This is a genomic window from uncultured Aquimarina sp., from assembly GCF_947496855.1.
GTDB lineage: Bacteria > Bacteroidota > Bacteroidia > Flavobacteriales > Flavobacteriaceae > Aquimarina.
The window spans coordinates 1332525-1358704 of record NZ_CANMED010000001.1 but is presented as its reverse complement, the minus strand read 5'-3'; the positions used below and the strand labels follow the sequence as shown (position 1 = coordinate 1358704).

23 protein-coding genes and 1 other RNA gene are annotated in these 26180 nt (G+C 32.7%); 8 read left to right on the top strand and 16 right to left on the bottom strand.

Annotated elements, in window-relative coordinates; all coding sequences use genetic code 11:
* Positions 1 to 99 precede the first annotated feature (99 nt).
* The 5 genes from Q0921_RS05905 to Q0921_RS05890 all read right to left on the bottom strand — a co-directional run bounded on the left by Q0921_RS05905 (position 100) and on the right by Q0921_RS05890 (position 2689).
* On the bottom strand, positions 100 to 816 hold the full coding sequence (locus Q0921_RS05905) for a DUF547 domain-containing protein (RefSeq protein ID WP_299254624.1): 717 nt from the start codon (positions 814 to 816) through the stop codon (positions 100 to 102).
* A 584-nt stretch (positions 817 to 1400) separates the two neighbouring features.
* Entirely contained in the window at positions 1401 to 1709 is a 309-nt protein-coding gene (locus tag Q0921_RS05900; RefSeq protein WP_299254622.1) for a CCC motif membrane protein, read from the bottom strand.
* On the bottom strand, positions 1710 to 2012 hold the full coding sequence (locus Q0921_RS25045; protein WP_367183318.1) for a DUF2752 domain-containing protein: 303 nt from the start codon (positions 2010 to 2012) through the stop codon (positions 1710 to 1712).
* A gap of 75 nt (positions 2013 to 2087) precedes the next feature.
* Complete coding sequence (locus Q0921_RS05895) at positions 2088 to 2405, bottom strand: CCC motif membrane protein (protein ID WP_299254620.1); 318 nt, start codon at positions 2403 to 2405, stop codon at positions 2088 to 2090.
* 11 nt (positions 2406 to 2416) lie between these two features.
* Positions 2417 to 2689, bottom strand: coding sequence for a DUF2752 domain-containing protein (locus tag Q0921_RS05890; RefSeq protein WP_367183325.1), 273 nt, complete (start codon positions 2687 to 2689; stop codon positions 2417 to 2419).
* A 335-nt stretch (positions 2690 to 3024) separates the two neighbouring features.
* On the opposite strand from Q0921_RS05890, the gene Q0921_RS05885 reads away from it, so the two are divergent.
* A complete protein-coding gene (locus Q0921_RS05885; RefSeq protein ID WP_299254619.1) occupies positions 3025 to 3579 on the top strand; it encodes a DNA mismatch repair protein MutS in 555 nt (184 codons plus the stop codon).
* 4 nt (positions 3580 to 3583) lie between these two features.
* Here the strand turns inward: Q0921_RS05885 and Q0921_RS05880 are convergent, their stop codons facing one another.
* Both Q0921_RS05880 and Q0921_RS05875 read right to left on the bottom strand, forming a co-directional pair.
* The gene (locus Q0921_RS05880) at positions 3584 to 4102 is read right to left on the bottom strand and encodes a hypothetical protein (RefSeq protein ID WP_299254616.1); all 519 of its coding nucleotides are present in this window, start codon (positions 4100 to 4102) and stop codon (positions 3584 to 3586) included.
* Positions 4103 to 4142: 40 nt separating this feature from the next.
* Positions 4143 to 5144, bottom strand: coding sequence for a hypothetical protein (locus Q0921_RS05875; protein WP_299254613.1), 1002 nt, complete (start codon positions 5142 to 5144; stop codon positions 4143 to 4145).
* Positions 5145 to 5452: 308 nt separating this feature from the next.
* On the opposite strand from Q0921_RS05875, the gene Q0921_RS05870 reads away from it, so the two are divergent.
* The gene (locus tag Q0921_RS05870) at positions 5453 to 6601 is read left to right on the top strand and encodes a cysteine desulfurase family protein (RefSeq protein ID WP_299254610.1); all 1149 of its coding nucleotides are present in this window, start codon (positions 5453 to 5455) and stop codon (positions 6599 to 6601) included.
* On the opposite strand, the gene Q0921_RS05865 is transcribed toward Q0921_RS05870, so the two are convergent.
* The gene (locus Q0921_RS05865) at positions 6598 to 9060 is read right to left on the bottom strand and encodes a TonB-dependent receptor (RefSeq protein WP_299254608.1); all 2463 of its coding nucleotides are present in this window, start codon (positions 9058 to 9060) and stop codon (positions 6598 to 6600) included. The two genes, Q0921_RS05870 and Q0921_RS05865, sit on opposite strands and share 4 nt — an antisense overlap.
* Positions 9061 to 9073: 13 nt before the next feature.
* Positions 9074 to 10762: a M23 family metallopeptidase gene (locus Q0921_RS05860; protein ID WP_299254605.1), complete on the bottom strand. Its 1689-nt coding sequence runs from the start codon at positions 10760 to 10762 to the stop codon at positions 9074 to 9076.
* Between the two features lie 180 nt (positions 10763 to 10942).
* Here Q0921_RS05860 and Q0921_RS05855 point away from each other — a divergent pair, with 180 nt between their 5' ends.
* The 4 genes from Q0921_RS05855 to rny all read left to right on the top strand — a co-directional run bounded on the left by Q0921_RS05855 (position 10943) and on the right by rny (position 13329).
* Complete coding sequence (locus Q0921_RS05855; protein ID WP_299254602.1) at positions 10943 to 11233, top strand: hypothetical protein; 291 nt, start codon at positions 10943 to 10945, stop codon at positions 11231 to 11233.
* A gap of 8 nt (positions 11234 to 11241) precedes the next feature.
* On the top strand, positions 11242 to 11532 hold the full coding sequence (locus tag Q0921_RS05850; protein ID WP_299254599.1) for a cell division protein ZapA: 291 nt from the start codon (positions 11242 to 11244) through the stop codon (positions 11530 to 11532).
* Between the two features lie 56 nt (positions 11533 to 11588).
* Positions 11589 to 11709: non-coding RNA, 6S RNA (gene ssrS / locus Q0921_RS05845), on the top strand.
* A 54-nt stretch (positions 11710 to 11763) separates the two neighbouring features.
* Positions 11764 to 13329, top strand: a complete 1566-nt coding sequence (gene rny, locus Q0921_RS05840; protein WP_299254596.1) for a ribonuclease Y — start codon at positions 11764 to 11766, stop codon at positions 13327 to 13329.
* A gap of 77 nt (positions 13330 to 13406) precedes the next feature.
* On the opposite strand, the gene Q0921_RS05835 is transcribed toward rny, so the two are convergent.
* From Q0921_RS05835 to Q0921_RS05815, 5 genes are all read right to left on the bottom strand, one after another.
* Positions 13407 to 13781, bottom strand: coding sequence for a hypothetical protein (locus Q0921_RS05835; RefSeq protein ID WP_299254593.1), 375 nt, complete (start codon positions 13779 to 13781; stop codon positions 13407 to 13409).
* A gap of 81 nt (positions 13782 to 13862) precedes the next feature.
* Complete coding sequence (locus Q0921_RS05830; protein WP_299254590.1) at positions 13863 to 14243, bottom strand: hypothetical protein; 381 nt, start codon at positions 14241 to 14243, stop codon at positions 13863 to 13865.
* A gap of 111 nt (positions 14244 to 14354) precedes the next feature.
* Entirely contained in the window at positions 14355 to 14741 is a 387-nt protein-coding gene (locus Q0921_RS05825) for a hypothetical protein (RefSeq protein WP_299254587.1), read from the bottom strand.
* A 135-nt stretch (positions 14742 to 14876) separates the two neighbouring features.
* On the bottom strand, positions 14877 to 15251 hold the full coding sequence (locus Q0921_RS05820; protein WP_299254584.1) for a hypothetical protein: 375 nt from the start codon (positions 15249 to 15251) through the stop codon (positions 14877 to 14879).
* Between the two features lie 206 nt (positions 15252 to 15457).
* Positions 15458 to 18013: an ATP-dependent Clp protease ATP-binding subunit gene (locus Q0921_RS05815; protein WP_299254581.1), complete on the bottom strand. Its 2556-nt coding sequence runs from the start codon at positions 18011 to 18013 to the stop codon at positions 15458 to 15460.
* Positions 18014 to 18393: 380 nt separating this feature from the next.
* On the opposite strand from Q0921_RS05815, the gene gyrA reads away from it, so the two are divergent.
* Positions 18394 to 20937 carry a DNA gyrase subunit A gene (gene gyrA, locus Q0921_RS05810; RefSeq protein ID WP_299254579.1) on the top strand — a complete coding sequence of 848 codons (2544 nt, stop codon included), beginning with the start codon at positions 18394 to 18396 and terminating at the stop codon, positions 20935 to 20937.
* Between the two features lie 28 nt (positions 20938 to 20965).
* Positions 20966 to 22240 (top strand): tetratricopeptide repeat protein, encoded by a 1275-nt coding sequence (locus tag Q0921_RS05805; protein WP_299254577.1) that lies wholly within the window; start codon positions 20966 to 20968, stop codon positions 22238 to 22240.
* Between the two features lie 176 nt (positions 22241 to 22416).
* Here the strand turns inward: Q0921_RS05805 and Q0921_RS05800 are convergent, their stop codons facing one another.
* Both Q0921_RS05800 and Q0921_RS05795 read right to left on the bottom strand, forming a co-directional pair.
* The gene (locus Q0921_RS05800) at positions 22417 to 22827 is read right to left on the bottom strand and encodes a glyoxalase (protein ID WP_299254575.1); all 411 of its coding nucleotides are present in this window, start codon (positions 22825 to 22827) and stop codon (positions 22417 to 22419) included.
* A 211-nt stretch (positions 22828 to 23038) separates the two neighbouring features.
* Positions 23039 to 26107, bottom strand: a complete 3069-nt coding sequence (locus tag Q0921_RS05795) for a hypothetical protein (protein WP_299254572.1) — start codon at positions 26105 to 26107, stop codon at positions 23039 to 23041.
* Between the last annotated feature and the right edge of the window lie 73 nt (positions 26108 to 26180).

Genomic DNA, 26180 nt, shown 5'->3' with positions numbered 1-26180 from the left:
CATATGAAATACCGAAAATTGTTGATTTAGATATATAGGTGTTATACCTCTACATGATCTAATCTATATGAAATAACACGGTCTATATATCATAGAAAGTTATTGTCTTTCGTTAAGACTCCAGTTATATTCTAAATAACCTATTTTGGATGTTTTGCTAATTTTTTCTTTAGAATATCGATTAATGTAATTTTTGATATCTCCATTATCAAAGTCTTTTGCATACCACTCAAACACCTTTGATAAATTTACTTCGCCATTAGTAGTTATATTTTTAGTCGAATCATTGATGTAGTCTAATGTCCTTTCTTCTAATGCTTGAGTTATGTTTCTATTGGTATAGGCTCTATTCCATAATTTAGGAGATGATGTAGCCGCACAGTTAAGTAAGAAATGAATTCTGGGTTCATTCATTTTTCTTAAAATAGTATGCTCAATATCATCTAGACTATACTGATTGTTATTAATAGTGATCGATTTCTTCTTCCATGGATTTTCTAAATCATTTATGGAATTAACAGGATAATGATCAATAATCATTTTCATAACAATCGCATTATACAGATTTACCCAATATGCTAGTTTCTCTGTGTCTTCAGCGTTTTCTGTTGGGTAATTAGTAGATAAAGATTTAAAATACTTATCAAATAGAAACTTATCTCTAATAAAACCTTTATAATCGACTTTACCTTCATTAGAAACATTTAGTAATAGCAGTTGGTCCCATACCATATGATCAATATGATTCTGAGCATTTATCGTGAAACCCAAGCAAGATAAAACACATACTGTTGTCAATACATATATCCTTTTCATAATATTCAGGTTATTAATTAGGTTGTAAATTTACTTAAAATCTAAGTGCAATAATTTTACTGCTAAACCGTAATATAGTATTTTTACGATAAAAAACAAATAATACCGATAAAAAGACATAAATTAGTTCAGAAGTATGTTTAAAATAGATTTTTTTATAATTTTTAATATAATTTTTGCTCAAAAAAAGAAGAAATAGTATTGATTATTCTTTAGAAAATAGGATCCCAGATCACTTACCTATAATAACACGGAAATTTTCTCCATCTAACATATGCATGGATACTATATGAAGGAATATATCAAGTTTAAAAAAAGTATAAAGAACTCCGAAAAGATACTCTTTTGTTTTGATATTTTTTTCAATTCTTTAATTTCATAGTTATGAAAGGAAAAATAGTTTGTGAGAAAAGCTATCAAGATTAATTGTTTCGTATTCTAATAGGCTATGATAATGAACCATCCTGTCCCAATTGTTCATAGGATGATTAAGGGTCTTAATATTGATTAAGTTTTTAGTTTCTTATTTATACGCTAGGTACTACTTAGGGTTATAACATACGAATAATTAAGAGTTGTAAACCCTATTGATTAAGAACTTCTGTCCAAGGGATCATAGCGCCTACAAAAATAATATACCCTAAGATTACTAATAAATATAAAGAACTAAGGCTTATACCAACAATTGCGCAGATTCTACCAGCTTTTATGTTTTCATATCCATAATAGAGTTCAGGATTTTCATTATAAAGTTTGATAGATTGTTTAGAAATTACGAGAGCTACTATTCCAAATATTAATCCAAGAATTCCGTAACAAAAGCAGGTTACTATTGAGATAATACCAAAGATCAGAACTAGAGTAGCATTAGGTAATTGTTGTTTGTTTTCCATTTATGTGTACGATAATTGTTTGATAATATAATTAGCAACAATAAGAATTATATTCAAGAAATAAAAGTATTTAAGGATACTTGCTCCATTTTTGAAATTAAAGTAGATGTGGCTAACTAAATATCCTATCATCATAAACATCGGAATTAATGCAGGATACATTATGATAGAATTCAGGAAATCCCCTTTTATTAGAAGAATAAAGCTTCTTTGAAGCCCACAACCTAAACATTCAATTCTTATGAATTGTTTAGAAGGACAAAATAGGAGATTGTTCTCAAGAAAGGTTATTATTTCATTCATCCTTAATAAGCCCAGAAAATAAAAACTGCCTTGTAAAAAACAAAGCAGTTTTAAATATATTAAAATTTGGTTCTATTAATATTGTCCCATTTGTTCTCTAACCATATCCATATAACCTTCATAGCCTATGGTTGCAAACATAATAACAACAAATACTAGATAAATAGCACTTAGGATTAAACCAATTATTGCTAATATTTTTCCAGTTTTCACATTATTATATCCTTCATATAGTTCAGGATTTTCGGTATACATTGCTGTAGCTTTTTTGGCGAGAACCAAAGCCACTATTGCAAAAATAAGACCAAGAATTCCATAACAACAGCATCCTACAATTGATAAAATACCGAATACTAAAATAAGGGTAGCGTTAGGTAAGGTTTGTTTTTCCATAAAATAGTTGATTAGTTAAAAATGAATTTCATTTTGATTAGATAGCTTACAACCATTGTAAGCACAGATATAATAGTTAAGCTCACTTTAATAAGTGAATCCTGTTTAAATTTAATAAAAAAATTAAACCCTAAGAAAAAAAGAAGAATAAGTAAAGGATATACTGCCGGATACATCTGGAAAGCAGCTACAAATTCTCCTTTAAATAAGAGAGCTACCGACCTTTGTAAACCACATCCTAAACAATCGACACCAAAGAGTTTTTTGTTTAGACAAGGAAACATATACTTTTCCAAAGACATTTTTTATTAATTATGTGGCACAATATACACAATTTGAGTATTCGAAGAATTAATGTGTAGAAAAAATCTAATATTTGATACTTTTGCATAATGGATAAAATTAAATTGAAAAAGATCTGTAGTCTCCTTTTAATAACCGTAGGTGCTATTTTTTTAATCGCTGAAATAGCATCATCTAAAAAGAACTATTACCTGCAGAGCGCAGGAATTGTATGCTTGATGTCCGGAATATTTATAATAAATACAAATGTGTCATCTAGATCAACAAATAATAATAAAGAGTACCTTAAAAATAAAGAAGAAGAGGAGTAGATAGTATGATTAAGATAGGAGATAAAGTTTCGGTATTAGACGAGCCCATTACCGGTAGGGTAATTTCTGTAAATGGCAAAGAGATAACCATAACATCCGAAGATGGTTTTGATATGGTTTTTATGACTAATGAATTGGTGAAAGAGGAATCTGATAATTTAATAGTTCCTTCTTATGAAGAAATAGAGAAGAATTTACAGGAAAAAGAGATTTTTAAAAAGAAACCTAAAAGACCGATAATAAAACCTAAGGAAAGGAATATACCTCCAATGGAAGTAGATCTTCATATACATAAACTAGTGAAGTCTACAAAAGGAATGGCGAATCACGAAATGATTACATTTCAACTAGATACCGCAAAAAGACAATTAGATTTTGCTATTAGTAAACGTATTCCGAAGGTAATTTTTATTCACGGTATAGGACAAGGAGTTCTTAAGGAAGAACTAAAGTATTTGTTTGGAAGATATGATAACATTCGTATATCAGATGCGGATTATAAAAAATATGGTCTTGGCGCTATGGAAATTTATATACTACAAAACGCTAAAAACACATAGTTCGTTAATTAGGGATGATTATACTGTCAGATCCTAATTCCAATATTTGTTTGCGTATCGCAATATCATCTCCTTCTAATGTTACATCTCTTAATATAACAGTTCTAGTGTATATAGTTTGAGTAGGATCGGGCTGATTGTCTGCAGCTTCATAACTAATTTCAGCCGTTCCATTAGTGCTTATTAATTCTAATGTTACATTGATGTTACTAATAGGAATACTACTACAGAAATATTCTTCTCCATTAATTGGAGTGTTAAACTCTCTATAAAGAAGCTGATTGTTAGTAGTGTTTAAAGTGATTATTGTTGGTTCGTCTAGAGATATGTCGGCCAGTACTAACGGATTGATTTCAAAACTAGTATCAGTAAAATTCACAGATAAAGATCTATTAATGTCTTGATCTATTACAAAAAAGACAAAAGTATTATCATTTTCATTAGCACAGTTTTGAAGATCTTCATCGAAATCTACGGATAGGGTTATTAGATCACCTTCACTACAGCTTATTAGTAGGGACATGAAAAATAAAAAACATAGTCTGTTCATCGTTATATTAATCTTAATTTATGGGAGTGGTTATGGAGACGGTTTCATCTCTAAAACCAAAGGAAAAATCATCATTTGTAAATTGGTCATTCACTTCATTTAAAATAAGATCACTAACCGTTAATGTAGTTCTAAAAGTGGTTATTACTGTATTGCTTAGAATAGATTCCGCAGTAACGCTTATAGCATCATCAGTATCAAGAAAATTAGCAATTCCATCACCATCAGTGTCATCATCCCTTGGGTTACCATTGCCATTAATATCTTCATCTTTAGTGAGAATGCCATCACCGTCGTCGTCGTCGTCACGATAATTAGGGATACCATCTTCATCAGTATCCAAAAAACTATCATCATTAGGATCGCTATTAGGTAATTCTACACTTGTTAAAACATTGTCATTATCATCATCTTGATCTCTAAAGTCTGGAATTTGATCACCATCAGTATCATAACCATCTTCAATTCCTAAATTATCAGCGGTCTGATCAGCGTTTCCGATGGTGCTATCGGCCATAGCATCGTCCAGATAATTAGGTACTCCATCACCATCTGGATCATCTTCTGGATCAATTTCGCTGGGTGCTTCTAATATTGATTCCACACCATCATTATCATCTTCACTTACTATTTCGTTAATTATTGTTGCTTGGCCACTTATACTTAAAAGTTCTTCGGTAACAATAATACTGCTATCTGGAATATTGTTACAATAATAATCCGCGGTAATAGTATTGTTAAATTTTCTGTAAATTAAACCATTATCAGGAGTTTCTAAGTCTATAATAATTGGGTTTTCGGTTATAGTGGTTACAGAATACGTTGCATCAATAAAATTATAAGAAATAGCTTCATTGACAGATGTGTTTATTTTAAAGAAAACAAATTCATTAGGTTTAGCTCCTTGACAAAGTTGTAGATCTACATCCTCGAACTCAAAACTAGTAACGATGATATCACCATCATTACAGGATGTTAAACCAAAAAAAATAAAAATATATAAAAGCTTTTTCACTCTCTATGTTTTGAAAATTAATAACAAATTGAAGTTTCAAAATAAGAAACTATCTTGTAATTTTAAAACATACAAAAATAGTTTACATATGATAAAGACGAATGAAATTTACACATGTTTATTTTTGGTATGTTTTTCTGAATGTTTTGACAAAAATAATGGAATTGAAAGATTATAACGTGCAGCGAGGAAAATAATTTTATTTGAATTAGATTTGCAGTTATAAAATAAGGATATGATAAAATGTATTGTTTATTACTGCATTAATTGTATTTTTTTGTTGGTTAATAACTAATTTTTTAGATTTAATGCAAAAGGTTTATTTTGATAGTGCTGCAACTACGCAGTTACGTCCCGAAGTGATCGATAAGATGACTTTGGTATTAAGAGAGGATTATGGGAACCCTTCTTCTACTCATGGATTTGGTAGATCTGCTAAAAATCATATTGAGCAAGCCAGAAAGAATATTGCAAAATATTTAGGAGTAAAGGCTTCTGAAATTATTTTTACATCCGGCGGAACTGAAGCTGATAATCTGGCATTAAATAGTGCTGTTAGAGATTTAGGTGTAGAACATATTATCACTTCTAAAGTAGAACACCATGCGGTTTTACACACAGTCCAAGAAATACAAACGCAAACGAATATATCTGTAAGCTATGTGAATATTACTTCAGACGGTTCTATTGATTATGAACACTTAAAAAAGTTGTTAGTGACTAGTTCTGTTAAAACATTAGTTAGTTTAATGCATGTTAATAATGAGATAGGAACTATTTTAGATATTGAAAAAGTAGGTAGTTTGTGTAGTGCGGAAGGAGTTCTTTTTCATAGTGATATGGTGCAATCAATTGGGCATTTAGATGTTAATCTTAGTGAGTTAAATGTTGATTTTACTGCTGTTAGTGCTCATAAGTTTCATGGTCCAAAAGGAGTTGGTTTTGCATATATAAAAAAGAACTCTGGACTAAAACCATTGATTTATGGAGGAGAGCAGGAGAGAGGATATCGTGGCGGAACAGAAGGAGTGCATAATATTGCAGGTATGGATGAGGCATTGCGTTTAGCTTATGAACATATGACAGAAGAAAAAGCATACATATCTAATCTCAAACAATACTTTGTAGATCAATTAAGGGATCAAATTGATGGAGTTAAGTTTAATGCTAACTGTTGCGATTTAAGTCATAGCACATACACTTTAATCAATGTGTGTCTTCCAATATCTCAGGAAAAAGCAGGTATTTTGTTATTTCAGTTAGATATTAAAGGAATAGCCTGTTCTAAAGGAAGTGCTTGTCAGAGTGGAAGTAGTAAAGGCTCTCATGTGCTAACAGAAATACTTTCTGAAGAAGATATGCTAAAACCATCTATTAGATTTTCTTTTTCTAAGTACAATACCAAAGAAGAGGTGGATTATGTAATCGGTGTTTTGAAAGAGTTTATGGAGAATTAAAACTTCATTCCTAATCTCACATTAAATACGCGCTGTGTTAAGAAATTTGGAATAGAAAATTGTTGCTGAGAGGCAGCATCTCTAACAAAAGTATTTGTAATAGAATTGAGATTGTCAAAAACGTTAAAGATTTCAAACCCTACATTCAGTTCTCGGAATTTATTAAAGAAACTACCTTCTTTACGTCTTATTTTTTGATCTACGACGATATAAGAAATACCTAAATCTGCTCTTCGATAATCCCTAAGTCTTGTCTGAAAATTATAAGGATCAGCATTACTTGGTGAACCACCAGGAACTCCTGTTTGATATACAAGATTAAGATACATTTTTAAATTGGGAATTGTTGGGACATAATCCTGAAAAAGGGCTCCGACTTTTACTCTTTGATCTGTAGGTCTTGCAATATAACCTCTTCCATCAAGATTTTCTTCAGTTTTTAGTACACCCAGACTTACCCAGCTCTCGGTTCCAGGAACAAATTCACCATTCAATCTTAAATCAAATCCAGCAGCATACGCTTCAGCATTATTATTAGCTCGGTATCTAATTCTTACATTTTCTATAGTATACGAATTAACATCTGTAAGTTTTTTATAATACAATTCTGTGGTAAGTTTAAATGGTCTATCCCACATATTAAAACTGTAATCATTACCTGCAACTAAGTGTGTGGATTGCTGAGCTTTTACATTGGGTTGCACAGTTCCTTGAATATCTCTTAGTTCTCTGTAAAAAGGAGGTTGGTGATACAATCCTCCAGAAAGTCTAAAGATCATATCTGCTTTCCAATTTGGTTTAATCGCTATTTGCGCTCTTGGACTAAATACTGTCTGAGAAGTACTATTAATGCCATCCCCCGAAACATTCCAGTTGTGTGCTCTTACTCCTGCATTCATCCAAATTTCATGTTCTTTGATAGTAGATCGGAAACTATACTGAGCATATCCTGAAAACCGATCAATCGTAACCATATTAGTGGCTCTTACACTAGAAAAAGGAACAATAGGGCTAGCATTAGGATTGTAAGGTTGGTCATTGATAAAAGTGCCAGGTGGGCGAATTGAAAATCCAGCAGAGTCAATAACTTCATATTCTTGAATTCGATCCCTAATATCTTCAGAAGTATATTTTATACCCCAATCTATTTGATGCTCATCCGCAACATAGGTTCCTTTATGCTCCAGATTAAATATTAAAGCATCCAAGTCGTTCCTTGCATGAGTTAATTGAGATCCAATACCTTCATTAAACTCAACTTCACCAAGATCTTCACTACCAATATCTGTATTTACTGCTCCTAAAAAGTAAGCTGCAAAAATATCAAAATATTCTTGCTCTTGCGTATGATAGGCTGAACCAATTAATTTTAAAGTTAAGTTTTCATTAGCTTGATAGGTGCCCTTTAATGCGCCAAAATAAGTTTCATACTGATCTTTTTCCTGACCATCATAAAAAATCGTTAATGCAATTGGATTCGTAATTGTACCAAAATTGGTTTGACGAGTTAGCGGTTCGTAGTCATACTTATTGATAGCAATGTTACCTAGAAAACCTAGTTCAAACTTATCTGAGAAATTATAAGAAAGATAGGTTTGTAAATCCGCAAATCTAGGCCTAAAATTAGTTTCAGTTTGCCTCGCATCTACCAAAAGACTATTGTCTCTATAACGAACACCAACTACTCCTGCAAATTTCTTGTCTTTCGTTATTCCTCCTGCAGAAATACTACCTCCTAATAAACTTAGATCAGCTGTTATATCAAATCGTGTGGGTCTGCGATAGGTTATATCCAAAACAGATGAGAGTTTGTCTCCATATTTTGCTTGAAAGCCACCAGCAGAGAAATCAACGTTTCTTACCAAGTCTGTATTTACAAAACTTAATCCTTCTTGTTGTCCTGAGCGAATAAGAAAAGGCCGATAGACTTCTATTTCATTTACATATACTAAGTTTTCATCAAAATTACCTCCTCTTACAGAATACTGAGTACTTAATTCGTTATTAGAGCTAACTCCCGGTAGTGTTTTTAGTAGACCTTCTACACCAGCATTAGCAGATGGAGTAATACGAATTGTTTCTGGATTTAATGTGGTAATCCCTTCTACCGCTTTTCGTTCTCTACCAGTAATAATCACTTCACTGATCTGCTCGATATCCGTTTTTAAAACAGGGTTTAATTCATATTCTTGATTTTCCTTTAAATTGATAGTGAATGTGATATCCTTTAACCCAAGATGGCTTATTGTAATTTTTATGTCTTTATCAGCAGGGATATCGAGTATATATACACCATTTTTATCTGTACGTGTTCCCGAACTTTCATAGGATACATTTGCCCCAACGATTGGTTTGTTAGATTCATTAAGAACAACCCCTTTTACGACTGCGTTTTGAGCTATTAGAGTATGACTTGTAAAGGCTAGAAAAAAAACAAAAAGGAAGTGGAGATTTTTCAAAGAATGTATTTATTTACGGTTTTCTAAAGAATATTGTTTCAAATGTAGTATTATTTCCTACTTTATCTAACACAATAAGTTTAAATTTATTTTCCGTCTCTGTAATTATTTTGTCATTAAAATCATAAACCAGCATTCCTGTTTTGTAATCATATTCCATCAAAATAAATTTTCCGTTTATTGTTGCTCTAAACATTTTAATACCCGAATCAGCGTCATCAATCTTAATCTTTAAAAAATTAACTTTAGACATCCATTTTTTATCAGAGACATTTATGGGAACTACCGTAGGTTTATCAAGGTCAGTAAATAACGAGTAAGTACCTAGGGTTCTTGTTCTTGTTGAAAAACGATTAATTTTTTTATTTGTTTTTACGTAATAGTGTTTATTACTATAACCTAATCTTCCGATGTATAACTTTTTTTTATCTAGTTCACTGTAATTAGAGACGTCAAATGCAATCGTCATATTTTTGTGTAATGGAATCTCATCCTCGTGAATCTTAATAGTATCCCCATTGGCTTGAATATCCAAATATGCATTTTCGTACAAACTACCTTTGGGAATATATACGTCAAAAATCCCGGAATTAAACGTGAAGTTTTCCGTTGGTTTGGCTAAATATGGAGTCTTAACAATCTCTTTTTTTGAAATTTCTGCTAATTGTTTTCCCTGTATTGGGATACTAATTATAGTCGTATTGTCTTTGAAATCTTTTACTAAAACTTTAGCCGTATAAGATAAACTATCTCCTACTTTGAAAATACCGTTAGCAATGGTGTTTTTATAGATGGTAAGCGGATTGTTTTTTTCAATAAAAAGTTTTGTAATCCTGCTTCGATTCTTTTTATAGTATGGGTAATCAATTAATCTATTAATATAGCGAGTCTCCGAAAACGAAAATCGTTTCATTTCTAGCGTAAAATTTTCCTGACCATTTAACTCTGTCGAAATCTTATAAATACCATTTTTATTTGCTGCTAAGTTTTGTTGATCGATTGTAGAAACACCAATTCCTATTTTTCCTATTGCGTTAACACCTTCAGCTTTAAAATTACCATTGTCAAATGGTATTAATCTTAATTTTGTTGGTTGTTGGTTTCCATTAACATGTGAGTTTTTATCAAGACTATATATCCAAACACTATTAATCGTAGGTTTTTTGGTGTCCTTGATGTCAATACCGAAACTCATAGGGTTCATTGGTCTTGCTTTTGCGTCTCTTATTTCAAAATGTAAATGTGGACCGCCACTACCACCTGTATTACCGCTATAAGCGATTATATCTCCTTTTTTAAGAGATAAGGCTCCTGCCTTCGGAAAAAGCTCGATTTCATAAGATTCTTTTGCGTATTGCCTTTTCTTTATATATGCTTCTATTTTAGGAGAAAATTTTTGGAGATGCGCATACACAGAGGTATAACCATTAGGATGCGATATATACATTGCTTTTCCATACCCAAAATGAGAAACTTTTATTCTGCTTATAGTCCCGTCCGCTGCTGCATATACCTTTAAGCCTTCTTGCCCCTCTGTTTTTAAATCTAAACCGGAGTGAAAATGGTTAGATCTCAGCTCTCCATAAGTTCCGGAAACTGCAAGAGGAATGTCTAAAGGATTTATGAAATAGTCCTTCGGAATGTCTTTTTGACAGTATCCGATTCCAATATTGAGTAGTAAAAATAATGTTATTATACGCATAGGGAGTAAATGTAAATATTTAGGAGTTAAAATTAAAGTGATGTTTAATTAAAAACTAAAAGGCTATAAACTAACCACTTGATTGATGAGATATTGGAGCTATAAAATTAGTTTAAAAACTATTGGGTTTTTTCAATTGGTATGTTAACTTTGTGTAACGAAGTATTGCGTGAAATTATAATGAGTGATTTAATTGAAATTGTTGATTCTCTTGAGAATAGGATAAGTAAGTTGATTCATAAGCATGACTTGCTTAAACAACAAAATGCCGATCTTAGAGATAAAATAAAAGATTTGAAGGCTAATTCAGAGCTTCAGACCGATCAGTTAAAACAATGGGAAGAAAAATTCAGTGCACTCAAGAATGCAAACGCAATGCTAGGCAGTGACAAATACAAAAGGGAAACCAAGCTCAAAATAAATGCCTTGATAAGGGAGATAGATGTGTGTATAGCGCAGTTATCTGAGTAATATAAAATATGGCAGACAAGTTGAAAATCAAATTATCAGTTGCGGATCGGGTGTATCCATTGACTATTAATCCTGATCAGGAAGAAGGATTAAGGAAAGCAGCTAAAAAGATTGAGGCCATGATTAAACAGTTTGAGCAAAGTTATGCAGTGAGAGATAAGCAAGATGTATTAGCGATGTGTGCTTTACAATTTGCTGCACAAGTAGAACAAAAGGGTATAGATAAAGATAGTGATGAGATAAATATAACAGGGCGATTAAGTGCTCTGGATACATTATTACAAGATCATCTATCGTAAACGTTCATTAAAATAAATAAGGTTACTGCCTGCACTAGTTAATTATTTTTTGATAAACTCAACAAGAATTATTTCAAAAGGGTGAGTTTAAGTTGTAAAAGCAAGCCGTGCTGATGTATATCAGTCTCACGGATCCTTGAGCAATTTGTTAGCCCTAAACCTGTTTTTACAGAGTTTATACAAAACCCAAACTAGTGCAGGCTTTTTTATATATAAACACTAACTAGGATTATGGATAACATTATATTTTTGATTATTGCGGCAGTGGCGGGTTTAGTGATAGGTTTTATTATTGCTAAAGCGTTGGAACGCAGTAGAGCTTCAGAAATTATTAAAAGCGCTAAAAAAACATCTCAAAGCATCCTTAGGGAAGCTAAAAGTGAAGGAGAGACGATTAAGAAGGATAAAATACTTCAGGCTAAAGAAAAATTCATTGAATTGAAATCAGAGCATGAAAAAGTAATTTTGTCTCGTGATAAAAAAATGGCTGAAGCAGAAAAGAGAACTAGAGATAAAGAATCTCAAATCTCTAATGAGCTATCTAAAGGAAAGAAATTAAGTACCGAACTAGATCAGAAGATTAAGGATTACAATCATCGTAATGAGTATCTAGAGAAAAAGCAAAGTGAACTAAAAAAACTTCATAAAAGCCAAGTGCAACAATTAGAAGTTATATCTGGATTGTCTGCGGAAGAAGCAAAAGAGCAGCTTGTAGAGTCTTTAAAGGAACAAGCTAAAACGGACTCTATGGCACTGATACAAGGTACTATAGAAGAAGCGAAATTGACTGCTCAACAAGAAGCTAAGAAAGTAATTATAAATACGATACAGCGAATAGGTACAGAAGAAGCAGTAGAGAATTGTGTATCAGTATTTAATATAGAAAGTGATGATGTTAAAGGACGAATTATAGGTCGTGAAGGTAGAAATATTAGGGCTATAGAGGCGGCTACTGGAGTGGAGATTATTGTAGATGATACTCCCGAAGCAATTATACTATCTTGTTTTGATTCTGTAAGACGAGAAGTCGCTCGCCTATCTTTGCATAAATTAGTAACGGATGGAAGAATACATCCAGCGCGTATTGAAGAAATAGTTAAAAAAACCAGAAAACAAATTGACGAAGAGATTATAGAAGTAGGTAAAAGAACTGTTATTGATCTTGGAATTCACGGATTACACCCAGAGTTGATAAAAACTGTAGGTAGAATGAAATATCGTTCTTCTTACGGTCAAAACTTATTACAGCATTCAAGAGAAGTGGCAAAACTTTGTGGAGTTATGGCTTCAGAACTTGGGCTTAACCCAAAACTTGCTAAAAGAGCTGGGTTATTGCATGATATTGGTAAGGTGCCAGACACGGAAACGGAAGTTCCACATGCTATTCTAGGAATGCAATGGGCTGAGAAGTATGGTGAAAAACCGGATGTTTGTAACGCTATAGGTGCTCACCATGATGAAATAGAAATGACAGCACTTATTTCGCCTATCGTTCAAGTTTGTGATGCGATTAGTGGAGCTAGACCAGGAGCTCGTCGTCAGGTGTTAGATTCTTATATACAGAGGTTGAAGGATCTAGAGGATATTGCGTTTGGATTTAACGGGGTGAAGAAAGCTTATGCAATTCAAGCTGGTAGAGAATTACGTGTTATTGTAGAAAGTGAAAAAGTTAATGACGAAAGAGCTGCTAGTTTATCGTTTGAAATTTCTCAAAAAATACAAACTGATATGACCTATCCAGGTCAAGTTAAGATTACTGTTATTAGAGAAACAAGAGCAGTAAATATTGCTAAATAAAATATAATAGCATAGTTATTTTATAAAAAAAGAGAATCTAATTGATTCTCTTTTTTTTGTCAGATGAGCCCTTTTGGTTACTGTTGTTTGGTAATAAGGGAGTCTTTCCATGCCAATGCAGATTCTATATCATCGAATTGACGAAGCTCTTTTTTGAAAAATGATTTTTCATACGTGGTCTGAATTTTTTGTTTTGGATCATTAGAGACTACTGCAAACCCTAAAAGGTTTGGCACTTCTGCAGTTTTTATGTAAATTATTGGGTCTACCGCATATGAATTAACACGATGTGTAATATATACAAAAGGTGCTTTTTTAAAATGTTTTTCTGCAATTTTAATGAGAACGGAGTTGTTTTCCTCCGAAACAACAATACCTTCCTTCATAACTGCTATCATGTAGTTCTGGTAAACGTCTAATTTACAAAAGTCTAAATTGTAGGATCTAATCATTGGGGATTTTTAGATAATAGATTCAAAAAAATTAAGCCTGTAAGATAGTTTTTAGGAGATAAAAATAGAAAGAACTTTATGTTAAAATCCCGTATTTTTTTCTAATAACTTATTTTTCCATTCTAATGCTTTTTTTATATCCGTGAAGTATTTTATTCTTTTTTGAAAAAATTTATTTTCTAGTTCTGTTAGTTTTTGTTGTCTATGATTTCTCGAAACAACTGCTATACCAATAAGGTTATCAATTTTTGTGGTTTCATAATACACTGTTGGATCAACTGAATATGAATTGACTCTGTTGGAGATATACACAAAAGGCTTTTTGTTAAAATGTTTTTTAACAAATTCAAGTAGCAATTTATTGTGTTCTGGTTTGACTAAAAAGCCTTCGGTAATTGTATTTTTTAAAAAATCTTCTTCGATTTCTACCTTGGCAAAACCTAAATCATAGTATTCTGTCATTTGTAATTACAAAACTATTATTCAAGTATGGTTAATTTCGTTATAAGTTACAATAAAACTATTACTTATAAAAACTACTATTAGAATATGTAATGGTGCTCGAGTGTAGTTTTATAATACTGATTTATGATGTTTTTCTAATAATTCATTTTTCCATTGTAAAGCGGATTCTATGTTGTCGAATTGTCTGAATTCTTTATTAAAAAAAGCTTTTTCTAATTTAGTTTGATTTTTTTGTCTAGGATCATTTGATACTACTGCAAATCCAACTAAGTTGTGAATTTTTGCTGTCTCTAAGTAAATAGTGGGGTTAACAGCATATGAGTTAACACGATGAGTTATGTATAAAAAAGCTTTATTGTTATAGTGTTTATCAACCATTTCTAATAAAACATCATTATGTTTTGGAGAAACAGTGATGCCTTCATTCATTGTAACTTTTATATAATCGTCATAGATTTCTATGAGGGCAAAACTTAACTTATAAGCTGTGATCATTAGGGGGATTTTTTACGTTTTACAAATATATGTATTTAGCAATATAAAAATTATAAGGTATTAGTTTTATTTGGGATTTTTCCCGGAGTTACTTTTTGTATTGTTTTAAAAAGGACTGACTAAAACTTTAAGAACTTAGCCTTCTTGTTTAAGTAATTCTTCTTTCCACAATAAAGCGGATTCCATGCTATTAAATTGTCTGAATTCTTTATTGAAAAAAGTTTTTTCAACTCTTATTTGATTTTTCTGATTAGGGTCATCCGAGACCACTGCAAGTCCTACTAAATTAGGAATTTTAGCAGTCTCAAAATATATAGTTGGATCAATTGAGTAGGAATTTATTCGATGTGTAATGTAAATAAAGGCTTTGTTTTGGAAATGGTTTTCTACCATTTCTAATAAAATACTATTGTCGTCAGGTGTTACAGTTATTCCTTCATTTATAATTACTTTTATATAGTCTTCATATATCTCTGCAAGGCCAAAATTTGTCTTATAAGAAGTAATCATGTAGTTCTGTTTATTACTTGTAAATATACTGTTATTGCTTTAAATAGCTGATTCCTCTGATGATTTATCTTTTTTCGAATAATTCTAAGAAGTGTTTGGGTTTTATATTTATGTAGCGAGATAGGAACTAAGGGTTTATCAAAGTTATAGAGTAAAAAAAGCTCTCTTTTTGAAAAGAGAGCTTTTTTATTTAACTTATTTACGTATTAAGATTCCGTTGGTTTTTCGGCTTTCTTAATTTTAATTGTTAATTCATTAGAATCATCATCCAAGTCCATGAAAATACTGTCGCCTTCTTGTAATTGAGCGCTAATAATTTCTTCAGCCAGTGCATCTTCAATGTATTTTTGAATTGCTCTTTTAAGTGGTCTCGCTCCATACTGTCTATCAAAACCTTTTTCAGTGATATAATCTTTAGCTTTTTCGCTTAGCGTTAAATCATACCCAAGGTCACTGATTCTTCCGTATAGTTTTTCTAACTCGATATCAATTATTTTATGAATATCTTCACGCTCTAGTGCGTTAAATACAATTACATCGTCAACTCTATTTAAAAACTCTGGAGCGAATGCTTTCTTTAACGCATTCTCAATGACACCCTTTGCATAACTATCAGATTGGGTCTTTTTTGCACTAGTTCCGAAACCAACACCTTGTCCAAAATCTTTTAGTTTACGTGCTCCAATATTAGATGTCATAATAATGATTGCATTTCTGAAATCAATTTTTCGTCCAAGACTATCTGTTAGGTATCCATCATCTAATACTTGTAGCATCATATTAAATACATCAGGATGCGCTTTTTCGATTTCATCTAATAAAATTACCGCATATGGTTTTCTTCTTACTTTTTCAGTAAGTTGACCACCTTCTTCATAACCTACATATCCTGGAGGTGCTCCAATAAGTCTGGAAACAGCAAATTTTTCCATGTACTCACTCATGTCAATACGGATCAGAGTGTCTTCGCTATCAAAAAGCTCTCGAGCAAGTACTTTGGCAAGTTGAGTTTTACCAACCCCCGTTTGTCCTAGAAATATGAAAGATCCAATAGGTTTGTTTGGGTCTTTTAGACCTGCACGATTACGTTGGATTGCTTTAACAACTTTAGAAACAGCATCATCTTGACCAATAACTTTACCTTTTATAAGATTCGGTAATTCGGCAAGTTTGTTGCTTTCAGTTTGGGCGATACGATTAACAGGAATCCCAGTCATCATAGATACTACATCCGCAACATCCTCTTCATCTACAATTTCTTTATGTAGTTTAGAGTCTTTCTCCCATTGTTCTTGTGCTTGAGCTAATTCTTTTTCAAGATTTTTTTCATCATCTCTTAGTTTAGCAGCTTCTTCATACTTTTGTTTTTTTACAACACTATTTTTAAGTTCTCTAACTTCTTCTAGCTTTTTCTCCAAGTCAAGAATTTTTTTAGGAACATCAATGTTTGTGATATGTACTCTTGATCCGGCCTCGTCTAAAGCATCTATAGCTTTGTCTGGTAGAAAGCGATCTGTCATATATCTATTAGTAAGCTTAACACAAGCCTGAATTGCCTGGTCAGTATAACTTACATTATGATGTTCCTCATATTTTTCCTTAATATTTTCAAGAATTTCTATAGTTTCTTCAATATTTGTAGGTTCTACTATAACTTTTTGGAAACGTCTTTCTAGTGCACCATCTTTTTCAATGTATTGTCTATACTCGTCTAAAGTAGTCGCTCCAATACATTGTATTTCACCCCTAGCTAATGCAGGTTTGAACATATTAGAAGCATCTAGACTTCCTGTAGCACCACCAGCCCCTACAATAGTATGAATTTCATCTATAAAAAGAATGATGTCGTCATTTTTTTCTAATTCATTCATTACTGCTTTCATTCGCTCTTCGAACTGGCCTCTATATTTTGTACCAGCCACAAGACTGGCTAAATCAAGTGTTACCACTCGTTTGTCAAACAGTATCCGTGATACTTTTCTTTTGATAATCCTTAGGGCTAAACCTTCTGCAATAGCCGATTTTCCAACACCAGGTTCACCAATCAATAATGGATTGTTTTTCTTTCTTCTACTTAGGATTTGAGAAACACGTTCTATTTCCTTTGTTCTACCTACTACCGGATCTAGTTTTCCTTCTTCTGCCATAGCAGTTAGGTCTCTACCAAAATTATCTAATACTGGAGTCTTAGATTTTTTATTTGCTTTAGTTCCACCAGCTGGAGAGTTAAAAGGATTCTCTTTTGATGCGTCCCCGGTCATATCATCATCATCAGAAAATGACTCTGCCTTTGGGTTTTCTATATATTCTTCTTCGTTAGCAATCATAAATTTAAATTGATCTTTAACATTATCATAATCCACTTTTAGCTTATTTAAAAGCTTGGTAGTGGGGTCGTTTTCATTTCTTAAAATACATAATAACAGATGTGCAGTGTTGATCGAAGAGCTCTGGAATAGCTTTGCTTCTAAAAAAGTAGTCTTTAGTGCTCTTTCTGCTTGTCTGGTTAAATGTAAATTCTTTTTTTCATTTGTAGCTACTGCTACGTTTGGGTTTGCGGGGCTTAGAATTTCAACTTTTCTTCTCAAATTTGTTAAATCTATATCTAACGCATCCAATATACTAATTGCTTTCCCACTTCCATCACGTAATAGTCCTAACATCAGATGTTCTGTGCCAATAAAATCGTGCCCTAATCTTAGTGCTTCCTCTTTACTGTATGCAATCACATCTTTGACTCTTGGTGAAAAATTGTCATCCATATAATTAGTTTCTTTCTTTTTCTGTGTTTTTTACTACTAAATATAGTAATTTTTAAAATTACATTGGCAAAAACTATTCCTTTTAACCATCATTAACAGATAAGCTGACATAAATACCTTTTGTGTCATATTTCTACATATCCAAACAATATTTTTTAATTATCAAAAAATCAAATTTAAAGGATTATTAAGTATTCTGAGTAAATAGACAAAAAAACCATTAATAATCAAAATCTATATTTGTAGACTTATTAACTATATAGGTTGCTAAAGTTGTTAATAAATTACGTATATTATAGAAGGTGTAGACAGTTAAAACCGTCTTAATTTACTTAAATTAGCCCGTTAAATAAAATCAATTTTAGAATAAAATAATTTTTATGGCAGAAGGAGAAAAGCTAATACCTATCAATATAGAGGATGAGATGAAGTCTGCATACATCGATTATTCGATGTCAGTGATTGTATCACGAGCACTTCCGGATGTTAGAGATGGTCTTAAACCAGTGCACAGAAGAGTTTTATACGGAATGCATGAGTTAGGAGTAAGAGCAGGTAGTGCGCACAAGAAGTCAGCAAGAATTGTAGGTGAGGTTCTAGGAAAGTACCACCCACACGGGGATACTTCGGTTTATGACGCGATGGTTCGTATGGCTCAGGAGTGGAGTTTACGATATATGCTAGTAGATGGCCAAGGTAATTTTGGGTCTGTAGATGGAGATAGCCCTGCCGCGATGCGTTATACGGAGGCAAGAATGCGTAAGATTTCGGAAGATATGCTTGCGGATATAGAAAAAGATACTGTAGATCATACTTTTAATTTTGATGACACGCTACAAGAACCAACGGTTCTTCCAAGTAGAGTGCCTGGATTGTTAATTAATGGTGCTTCTGGGATAGCAGTTGGTATGGCAACAAATATGCCACCACATAACTTAAGTGAAGTTATAGATGGTACTATAGCCTATATTGATAATAATGATATTGAAATAGATGAGCTTATACAACATATTAAAGCACCAGATTTTCCTACCGGAGGTGTAATCTATGGATATGATGGAGTAAGGGAAGCTTTTAAAACGGGTAGAGGGCGTATTGTAATGCGTGGCAAGGCAACTTTTGAAGAAGTGAATGGTCGTGAATCTATTATTGTTACAGAAATACCATATCAGGTAAATAAGGCTGATATGATTAAGAAGACTGCTGATCTGGTAAATGATAAGAAGATTGATGGTATTTCTACTATCAGGGATGAATCTGATAGAAATGGAATGCGTATTGTATATATATTAAAAAGAGATGCAATACCAAACATTGTTCTTAACCTGTTGTATAAATATACAGCTTTACAATCGTCCTTTAGTGTTAACAATATAGCATTGGTTAAAGGGAGACCTCAATTACTGAATGTAAAAGAAATGATTCATTATTTTGTGGAACATAGACATGAAGTTGTCGTCCGCAGAACAAGATATGAACTTAGAAAAGCAGAGGAAAGAGCACATATATTAGAAGGTTTAATTATAGCTTCAGATAATATCGATGAAGTTATTGCGCTTATAAGAGCTTCTTCTAATACAGATGAGGCTAGAGAAAAGCTTATAGAACGATTTAAACTCTCTGAAATACAAGCAAAGGCGATTGTAGAAATGCGACTACGCCAGTTAACAGGTCTGGAACAAGACAAACTGCGTTCTGAGTACGAGGAGTTAATGAAAACTATTGAAGACCTTAAAGATATTCTTGATAAAAAAGAACGTCGAATGAATATTATTAAGGAAGAACTTGCAGTAGTAAAAGAAAAATATGGTGATGAGCGTCGTTCTCAAATAGAATATGCTGGAGGAGATCTTAGTATAGAGGATATGATACCGGATGAGAAAGTGGTGATTACTATTTCTCATGCAGGTTATATTAAAAGGACTTCTCTTACAGAATATAAAAAGCAAAATAGAGGAGGAGTTGGCCAGAAAGGAAGCACTACACGAAATGAAGACTTCCTAGAACACCTTTTTGTAGGTACCAATCATCAATATATGTTGTTTTTTACCCAAAAAGGAAAATGCTTCTGGATGCGAGTTTATGAAATTCCAGAAGGCAGTAAGACATCAAAAGGTAGAGCGATACAAAACTTGATTAACATCGAGAGTGATGATAAGGTAAAAGCATTTATTTGTACACAAGACCTTAAAGATGAAGAATATATAAATTCTCATTATGTTATTATGGCTACTAAAAAAGGTCAGGTTAAAAAAACTTCTTTGGAGCAATATTCCAGACCGAGAACTAATGGTATAAATGCTATTACTATTAAAGATAACGATGAATTGTTAGAAGCGAAGCTTACTGATGGCAAAAGCCAAGTAATGCTCGCTGTTAAATCTGGGAAAGCAATTCGTTTTGAAGAAGAAAAAACTAGACCAATGGGACGTGGAGCGTCAGGTGTCCGAGGTATTCGACTTGCAGATGACAAGGATGAAGTAATTGGAATGGTTGCTGTTAATGATATGGAGAGTAATATTCTGGTAGTTTCAGAAAATGGTTATGGAAAACGTTCTAAACTAGAGGATTACAGGATAACGAATAGAGGTGGAAAAGGAGTAAAAACTATATCAGTTACAGATAAAACAGGACAATTAGTTGCTATTAAAAACGTTACCGATGAGGATGATCTTATGATTATCAATAAATCGGGTATTGCTATTAGATTATCAGTAGAAGACTTAAGAGTAATGGGACGTGCTACCCAGGGAGTACGTTTGATAAATTTAAAAGGTAAAGATTCTATAGCAGCGGTAGCCAAAGTAATGCATGATGATGATGATGTAGAAGATGTAGATGAGGATATTGAAGAAAATAATATATCTTTGCAAAATGATAGTGATGCTACTGATGGCACAACTATTGATGAAACAAATGAGTAAAAAAGAATCCCACAAAAAAAGAGAAGTAATGAGAACTAAATTTATTTTAGCATTTTTTTTAACAATAAGTGCTATTGGTTTTTCACAGAAAAAAGCGCTTAATGCGGCTAAAAAGGCAATAAAGTCAGGTAATCTAGAAGTAGCTAGTGAGGCTTTAACAGCAGCTGAAGGTCAGTTAGAAACTGCTGATGAAAAAATGAAGGCACAATATTATTTTCTAAAAGGTCAAGTTATATCTGCGTCATCAGATAAATCATTGGAAAAAACAGAAGATGCTGCAAAGGCGTATGCCAAAGTTTTAGAAATAGAAGAAGTATCTGGTAGTAAAAAATATTCTGCACAGGCAGATACAGGAATCCAGACACTTCGTCAATCTTTAATTGAACAAGCAGTAGCAGATCAGAAAGCTGGAAAAAATAAAGAAGCTGCGGATAAACTTTATTTAGGATATAAAACGAAAAAAACTGATACTTCTTACTTGTATTTTGCTGCATCGAATGCTGTAAATGCAAAAGATTATGATGCTGCTTTAAAGTATTATAATGAGTTAATTGATCTTGGTTATCAAGGAGTTGAAGATCGTTTTACCGCTACTAATAAGGAAACAGGAGAAGTGGATCCTTTTGATTCTAAAGAATTAAGAGATTTTTCGGTTAAAGCTGGTACGCACATAAAACCAGAAGCATCTAAAACAGAATCCAGAAGATCAGAGATTACGAAAAATTTAGCACTCATCTATATCAATCAAGGTAAAGATGAAGAAGCAATTAAAGCGATGGAAGCAGCTAAGAAGGAGAATCCAAATGATCCAGCTTTAATGCAAGAAGAAGCTAATATGTTTTATAAATTGGGTAACATTGCTAAATATCAGGAATTAATGGAGAAAATAGTTGCTAATGATCCTGAAAACCCTAATCTGCTTTATAATTTAGGAGTAAGTGCATCACGCCTTGGAGATAATGAAAAAGCAATAGAATACTATAAGAAAGCTTTGGAAGTAAAACCTAATTATGCTTCTGCACAAATAAATATAGCAGCGATTATATTAAGTGGTGAAACTGCTCTTAATGAGGAAATGAATAGCCTTGGTACATCTAATGCTGATTATAAGAGATTCGACGTTCTTAAAAAGCAAAAACAAGATTTATATAGAGATGCGGTTCCTTATTTAGAGGGTGCTTTAGAGTCTAAACCTGATAATACTGATGCGGTTCGTACGTTAATGCAGATTTTTTATCAGTTGGATGATCCAAAAGCAGAGGACATGAAAAATAAACTTAAAGCTTTAGAAGGAGGAAATTAATCCAAACTAGACTTTAATAATCAAAAAAAGAGCGGATCAAAATTGATCTGCTCTTTTTTTGATTATATGTCCCGTCCTGAAATATCGATACACTAAAATCTTAGTGAAATGAAAAAATCAGTAACGACAGGTTCTGTCAAGCGGACACAAAAAGACTACTCGCTCTCTTTTAAACTTCAATAGGAAGCTGGAGTGTGTTCTAGTAATTGAATATTACTATGTAAGCGTTCTCTAACAATACTCATCATCCTTTTGTTTAGAGCAGAAGAATTCTTTATGTACAGTAAGTATTCATCTACGGTAAACTGACCTATAATCATTCCTTTCAGACTATTCCTTAATTTCATATCCTTTTGAATAGCATTATCAACATAAAGTAAACGTTTTTCTAAAGTTAGTTCGTAAAAAGTATTTTTCCTTTTTTTAATATAATTCCTGAACACTTCAATCAATAATTCTCCCTGTAACTTGATTATGGGCCTGATTGTTTTGTTCTGAAATTGCTCGTCATCTGACATGTTTTCAGAAACTCTCGCGTTTAAAATTTGTGGGCGTATTGCCAGTAAATTAGATTCCCTGTTTTCCATAGTAAAGAGTGTTTACTAAAAATACAGAATTGTTTCGTTTCAAATAGGTAAAGGTGTTTAGAGTTTTAAACCAGTTATGAACAAGATTTTTTATTATAAAACGGTTAATTCCTTTTATCTTTTTTTTAAGGAGTGAGTCAAAAATCCATGAATAAAAAAAAGAGCTCTGATAAAGAGCTCTTTTTTACGTGTAAAAATAATTAGGTATAGTTTATTTACTAAGGAATTCTTGTTTTGATTTCATTTTGATTGCTCTACCATTATTTTTTTCTAAATATTTTTTAAACTTAGCCAATTGTTTTGTTTCTATTTTTTGATACAAAGTCTCCGCTTCGTTTAATCTATTTTCTAATACTTCTTTATTCTCTAGTTGGGATAAAGACGGTTTCTCATATAAGTTCGCTACGTCGCTATAAAGCGAAGCTAATTTCTCTCTTAGTTGTGGTTCCGCTTCTGCTACATAATTATCACCAGTAGTTACAACTAGGGATTCTTTTAGTGAAGTCATTTCTGTAATTAATGCAGAAGCAACTTTTGCTACTTTTGAATCTTCTTTTTGTGTCTTTTCTGCATTACTAATGATTTGGTTGATCTTGTATACTAAGTATGCTAAATCTTCCATATCATTATAAAGCTCTTGAGTTGTTTTAAATTGAGACTCCCTTTCGGTATTTGTCACTACCGAATTTGGATCGTTTTGAATTACAATAGAGCTTTCATAAGAGTTCTTTCCTTTCTTGAGAACCACTTTATATGTTCCGGCGGTAGCTCTTGGAGAAGTAAATCCACCAGCGGTATATGACTTACCAGCTGCAACTTTAGGTGCTTTTGTTCTAAAATCCCATGTAGCTATATTAATTCCTTTGGATTTTCCAGCTACAAGAGAAGCAATTTCATTTCCATTTGTATCCTGAATTGATAAAGTCATTTTCCCAAAAGTATGTCTCTTTTTTAAGTAATAGATAATTTGACCAGAAGAGGAAGGGTTATTTCCTACAAATTGAAGCTCAGTACTCCCTCCTCCAAAACCACCTTCTTCTTTTATTATAGCTGGTTTGGTTGCAAAGAAATGAACATCTTTGTTTAACATTTCCTGATTTACTTGTCGTAATGGAGAAATGTCATCAATAATAATAACTCCTCTACCATGTGTACCCAATACTAGATCATTTGTTTTTTTCTGTAAATCAATAAAATGAACAGCGGTTGCCGGCATATTATTAGTAAAACGCGACCAGTTTTTTCCTCCATCTATTGTTATAAATAATCCAAATTCTGTACCTAAATACAGTAAGTTCTCGTTCTCATAATCTTCTTGGATATTTCTGACAAAGCCAATAATATCATTAGTTACAAGAGATTTCCAAGTTTTTCCAAAATCAGTGGTTTTGTATACATATGGTTTCATGTCATTCTGTGCGTGACCATCGAAAACTGCATATGCCGTTCCTTTAGAGTGGTTACTTGCTTCTATATGATATACCCATGTATTTTTAGGAACCCCCTGTATATTTGGTGTTGTATTGGTCCAGGTTTTTCCTCCGTCTTGTGTTATTTGAACATTTCCATCATCGGTTCCTACCCATATTATTTTTTGATCCAAAGGTGATTCTGCAATTGTAAAAATTGTTGTATGCGTTTCTGCTCCCGATTTATCGGTAGAAATACCTCCAGATTCTTTGTCTTGTTTTAATGGATCATTAGTAGTAAGGTCTGGAGAAATAATTTTCCAATTATCTCCCATATCTTCACTAATATGAAGAAATTGACTTCCCATATAAAATCTATCTGGCTGATGTTCGCTTATAGCCATAGGAGCATTCCAATTAAAACGAAGATCAGCTTTTCCTTTTACTTGTAATGGCTTTACATTTTTAGTATTGTTTTTATCAATATTGTATCTCCAGACATTTTGAGCTCCTTGCATTTCAGAGTAAATAATTTTTTTAGTAGGATGTCTAAGTACTCTAAAACCGTCTCCAACACCTATGCGTTTCCAATCGCGAGCCTCAACACCTCCTGGAGAAGAAGATGGGCCATACCATGAACCGTTATCTTGTAATCCTCCATAGATATTATATGGTTCCTCATTATCTACACTAATTTGATAGAATTGTGATAATGGTAGATTGTCTACTATATCCATAGTTGATCCTCCATCCCAACTTCTGTAAACACCTCCATCAGTACCTACATACATTCTATCAGAATTGTTAATATCGAATGTAATATCGTGGATATCTGCATGCATATTTCCAAGATTTTTGAAAGTTTTTCCTCCATCTCTTGAAATGGAGCCAAATAAACCTCCCTTAGCTACAATGTCTGGATTTTTAGGATCTACTACGATTCTAGCAAAGTAAAAAGGACGTACTACAAGTCCAAAATCCCCATTAAGTAATTTCCAGCTGGCACCAGCATCATCAGAACGGTATAAACCTTTATCCTCTTTGCTTTCTACAACGGCGTATACTATTTTTGGATTTGATGGCGCTATGGTTACTGCAAACCTTCCTAAATCTCCTTTAGGAAAACCATTATGAATTTTATTCCAAGTTTTTCCGGCATCAGTGGATTTGTAAAGTGCGCTATTAGGTCCGCCAGAATTAAAATTCCAAGCTGTTCTTCTAAATTCCCACATGGCAGCATATAATGTATTAGGATCATTAGGATCCATAATTACTTCGTTAGCACCAGTTCTTTGATTAATATATAGAATTTTTTCCCAAGTTTTCCCTCCATCCGTTGTTTTATAAACCCCTCGATCTTCACTATCACCCCATAAAGCACCTATAACACCAACATAAATTTCATTAGAATTCTTTGGGTTTATCTGGATACTGCTGATTCGTTCAGAATTTTCAAATCCCATTTTTTTCCAATTGGCTCCACCATCTGTGGTTCTGTATAATCCATCTCCAACAGAAACACTGTTTCTTGTCCAGATTTCTCCAGTTCCAACCCAAACAGTATTGTCAGGATCATTAGGGTCAATAGATACAGCGCCAATAGATTGCGCATGATCGTCAAATATAGGAGTAAAACTAGCCCCTCCATTAGAGGATTTCCATACTCCACCACCAGCAGTACCTGCGTATATAATTCTACTATTTGTTGGATGATTTTCTAAATCAATAATACGACCACTCATTAAAGCTGGTCCTATGTGTCTCGCTTCTAGCTTTCCAAAAAGCTCCTTACCTTTTAGTATAATATCCTGAGCTTGTATTCCGAATGAAAATATAAGACTAAGCCCGGCAATTATAAATTTTTTATTCATAATTCGTTCGATTGATTAATAATTTATGTGAAAAAAAATCCCCAATGAATTGGGGATTTTATTAATATATTGA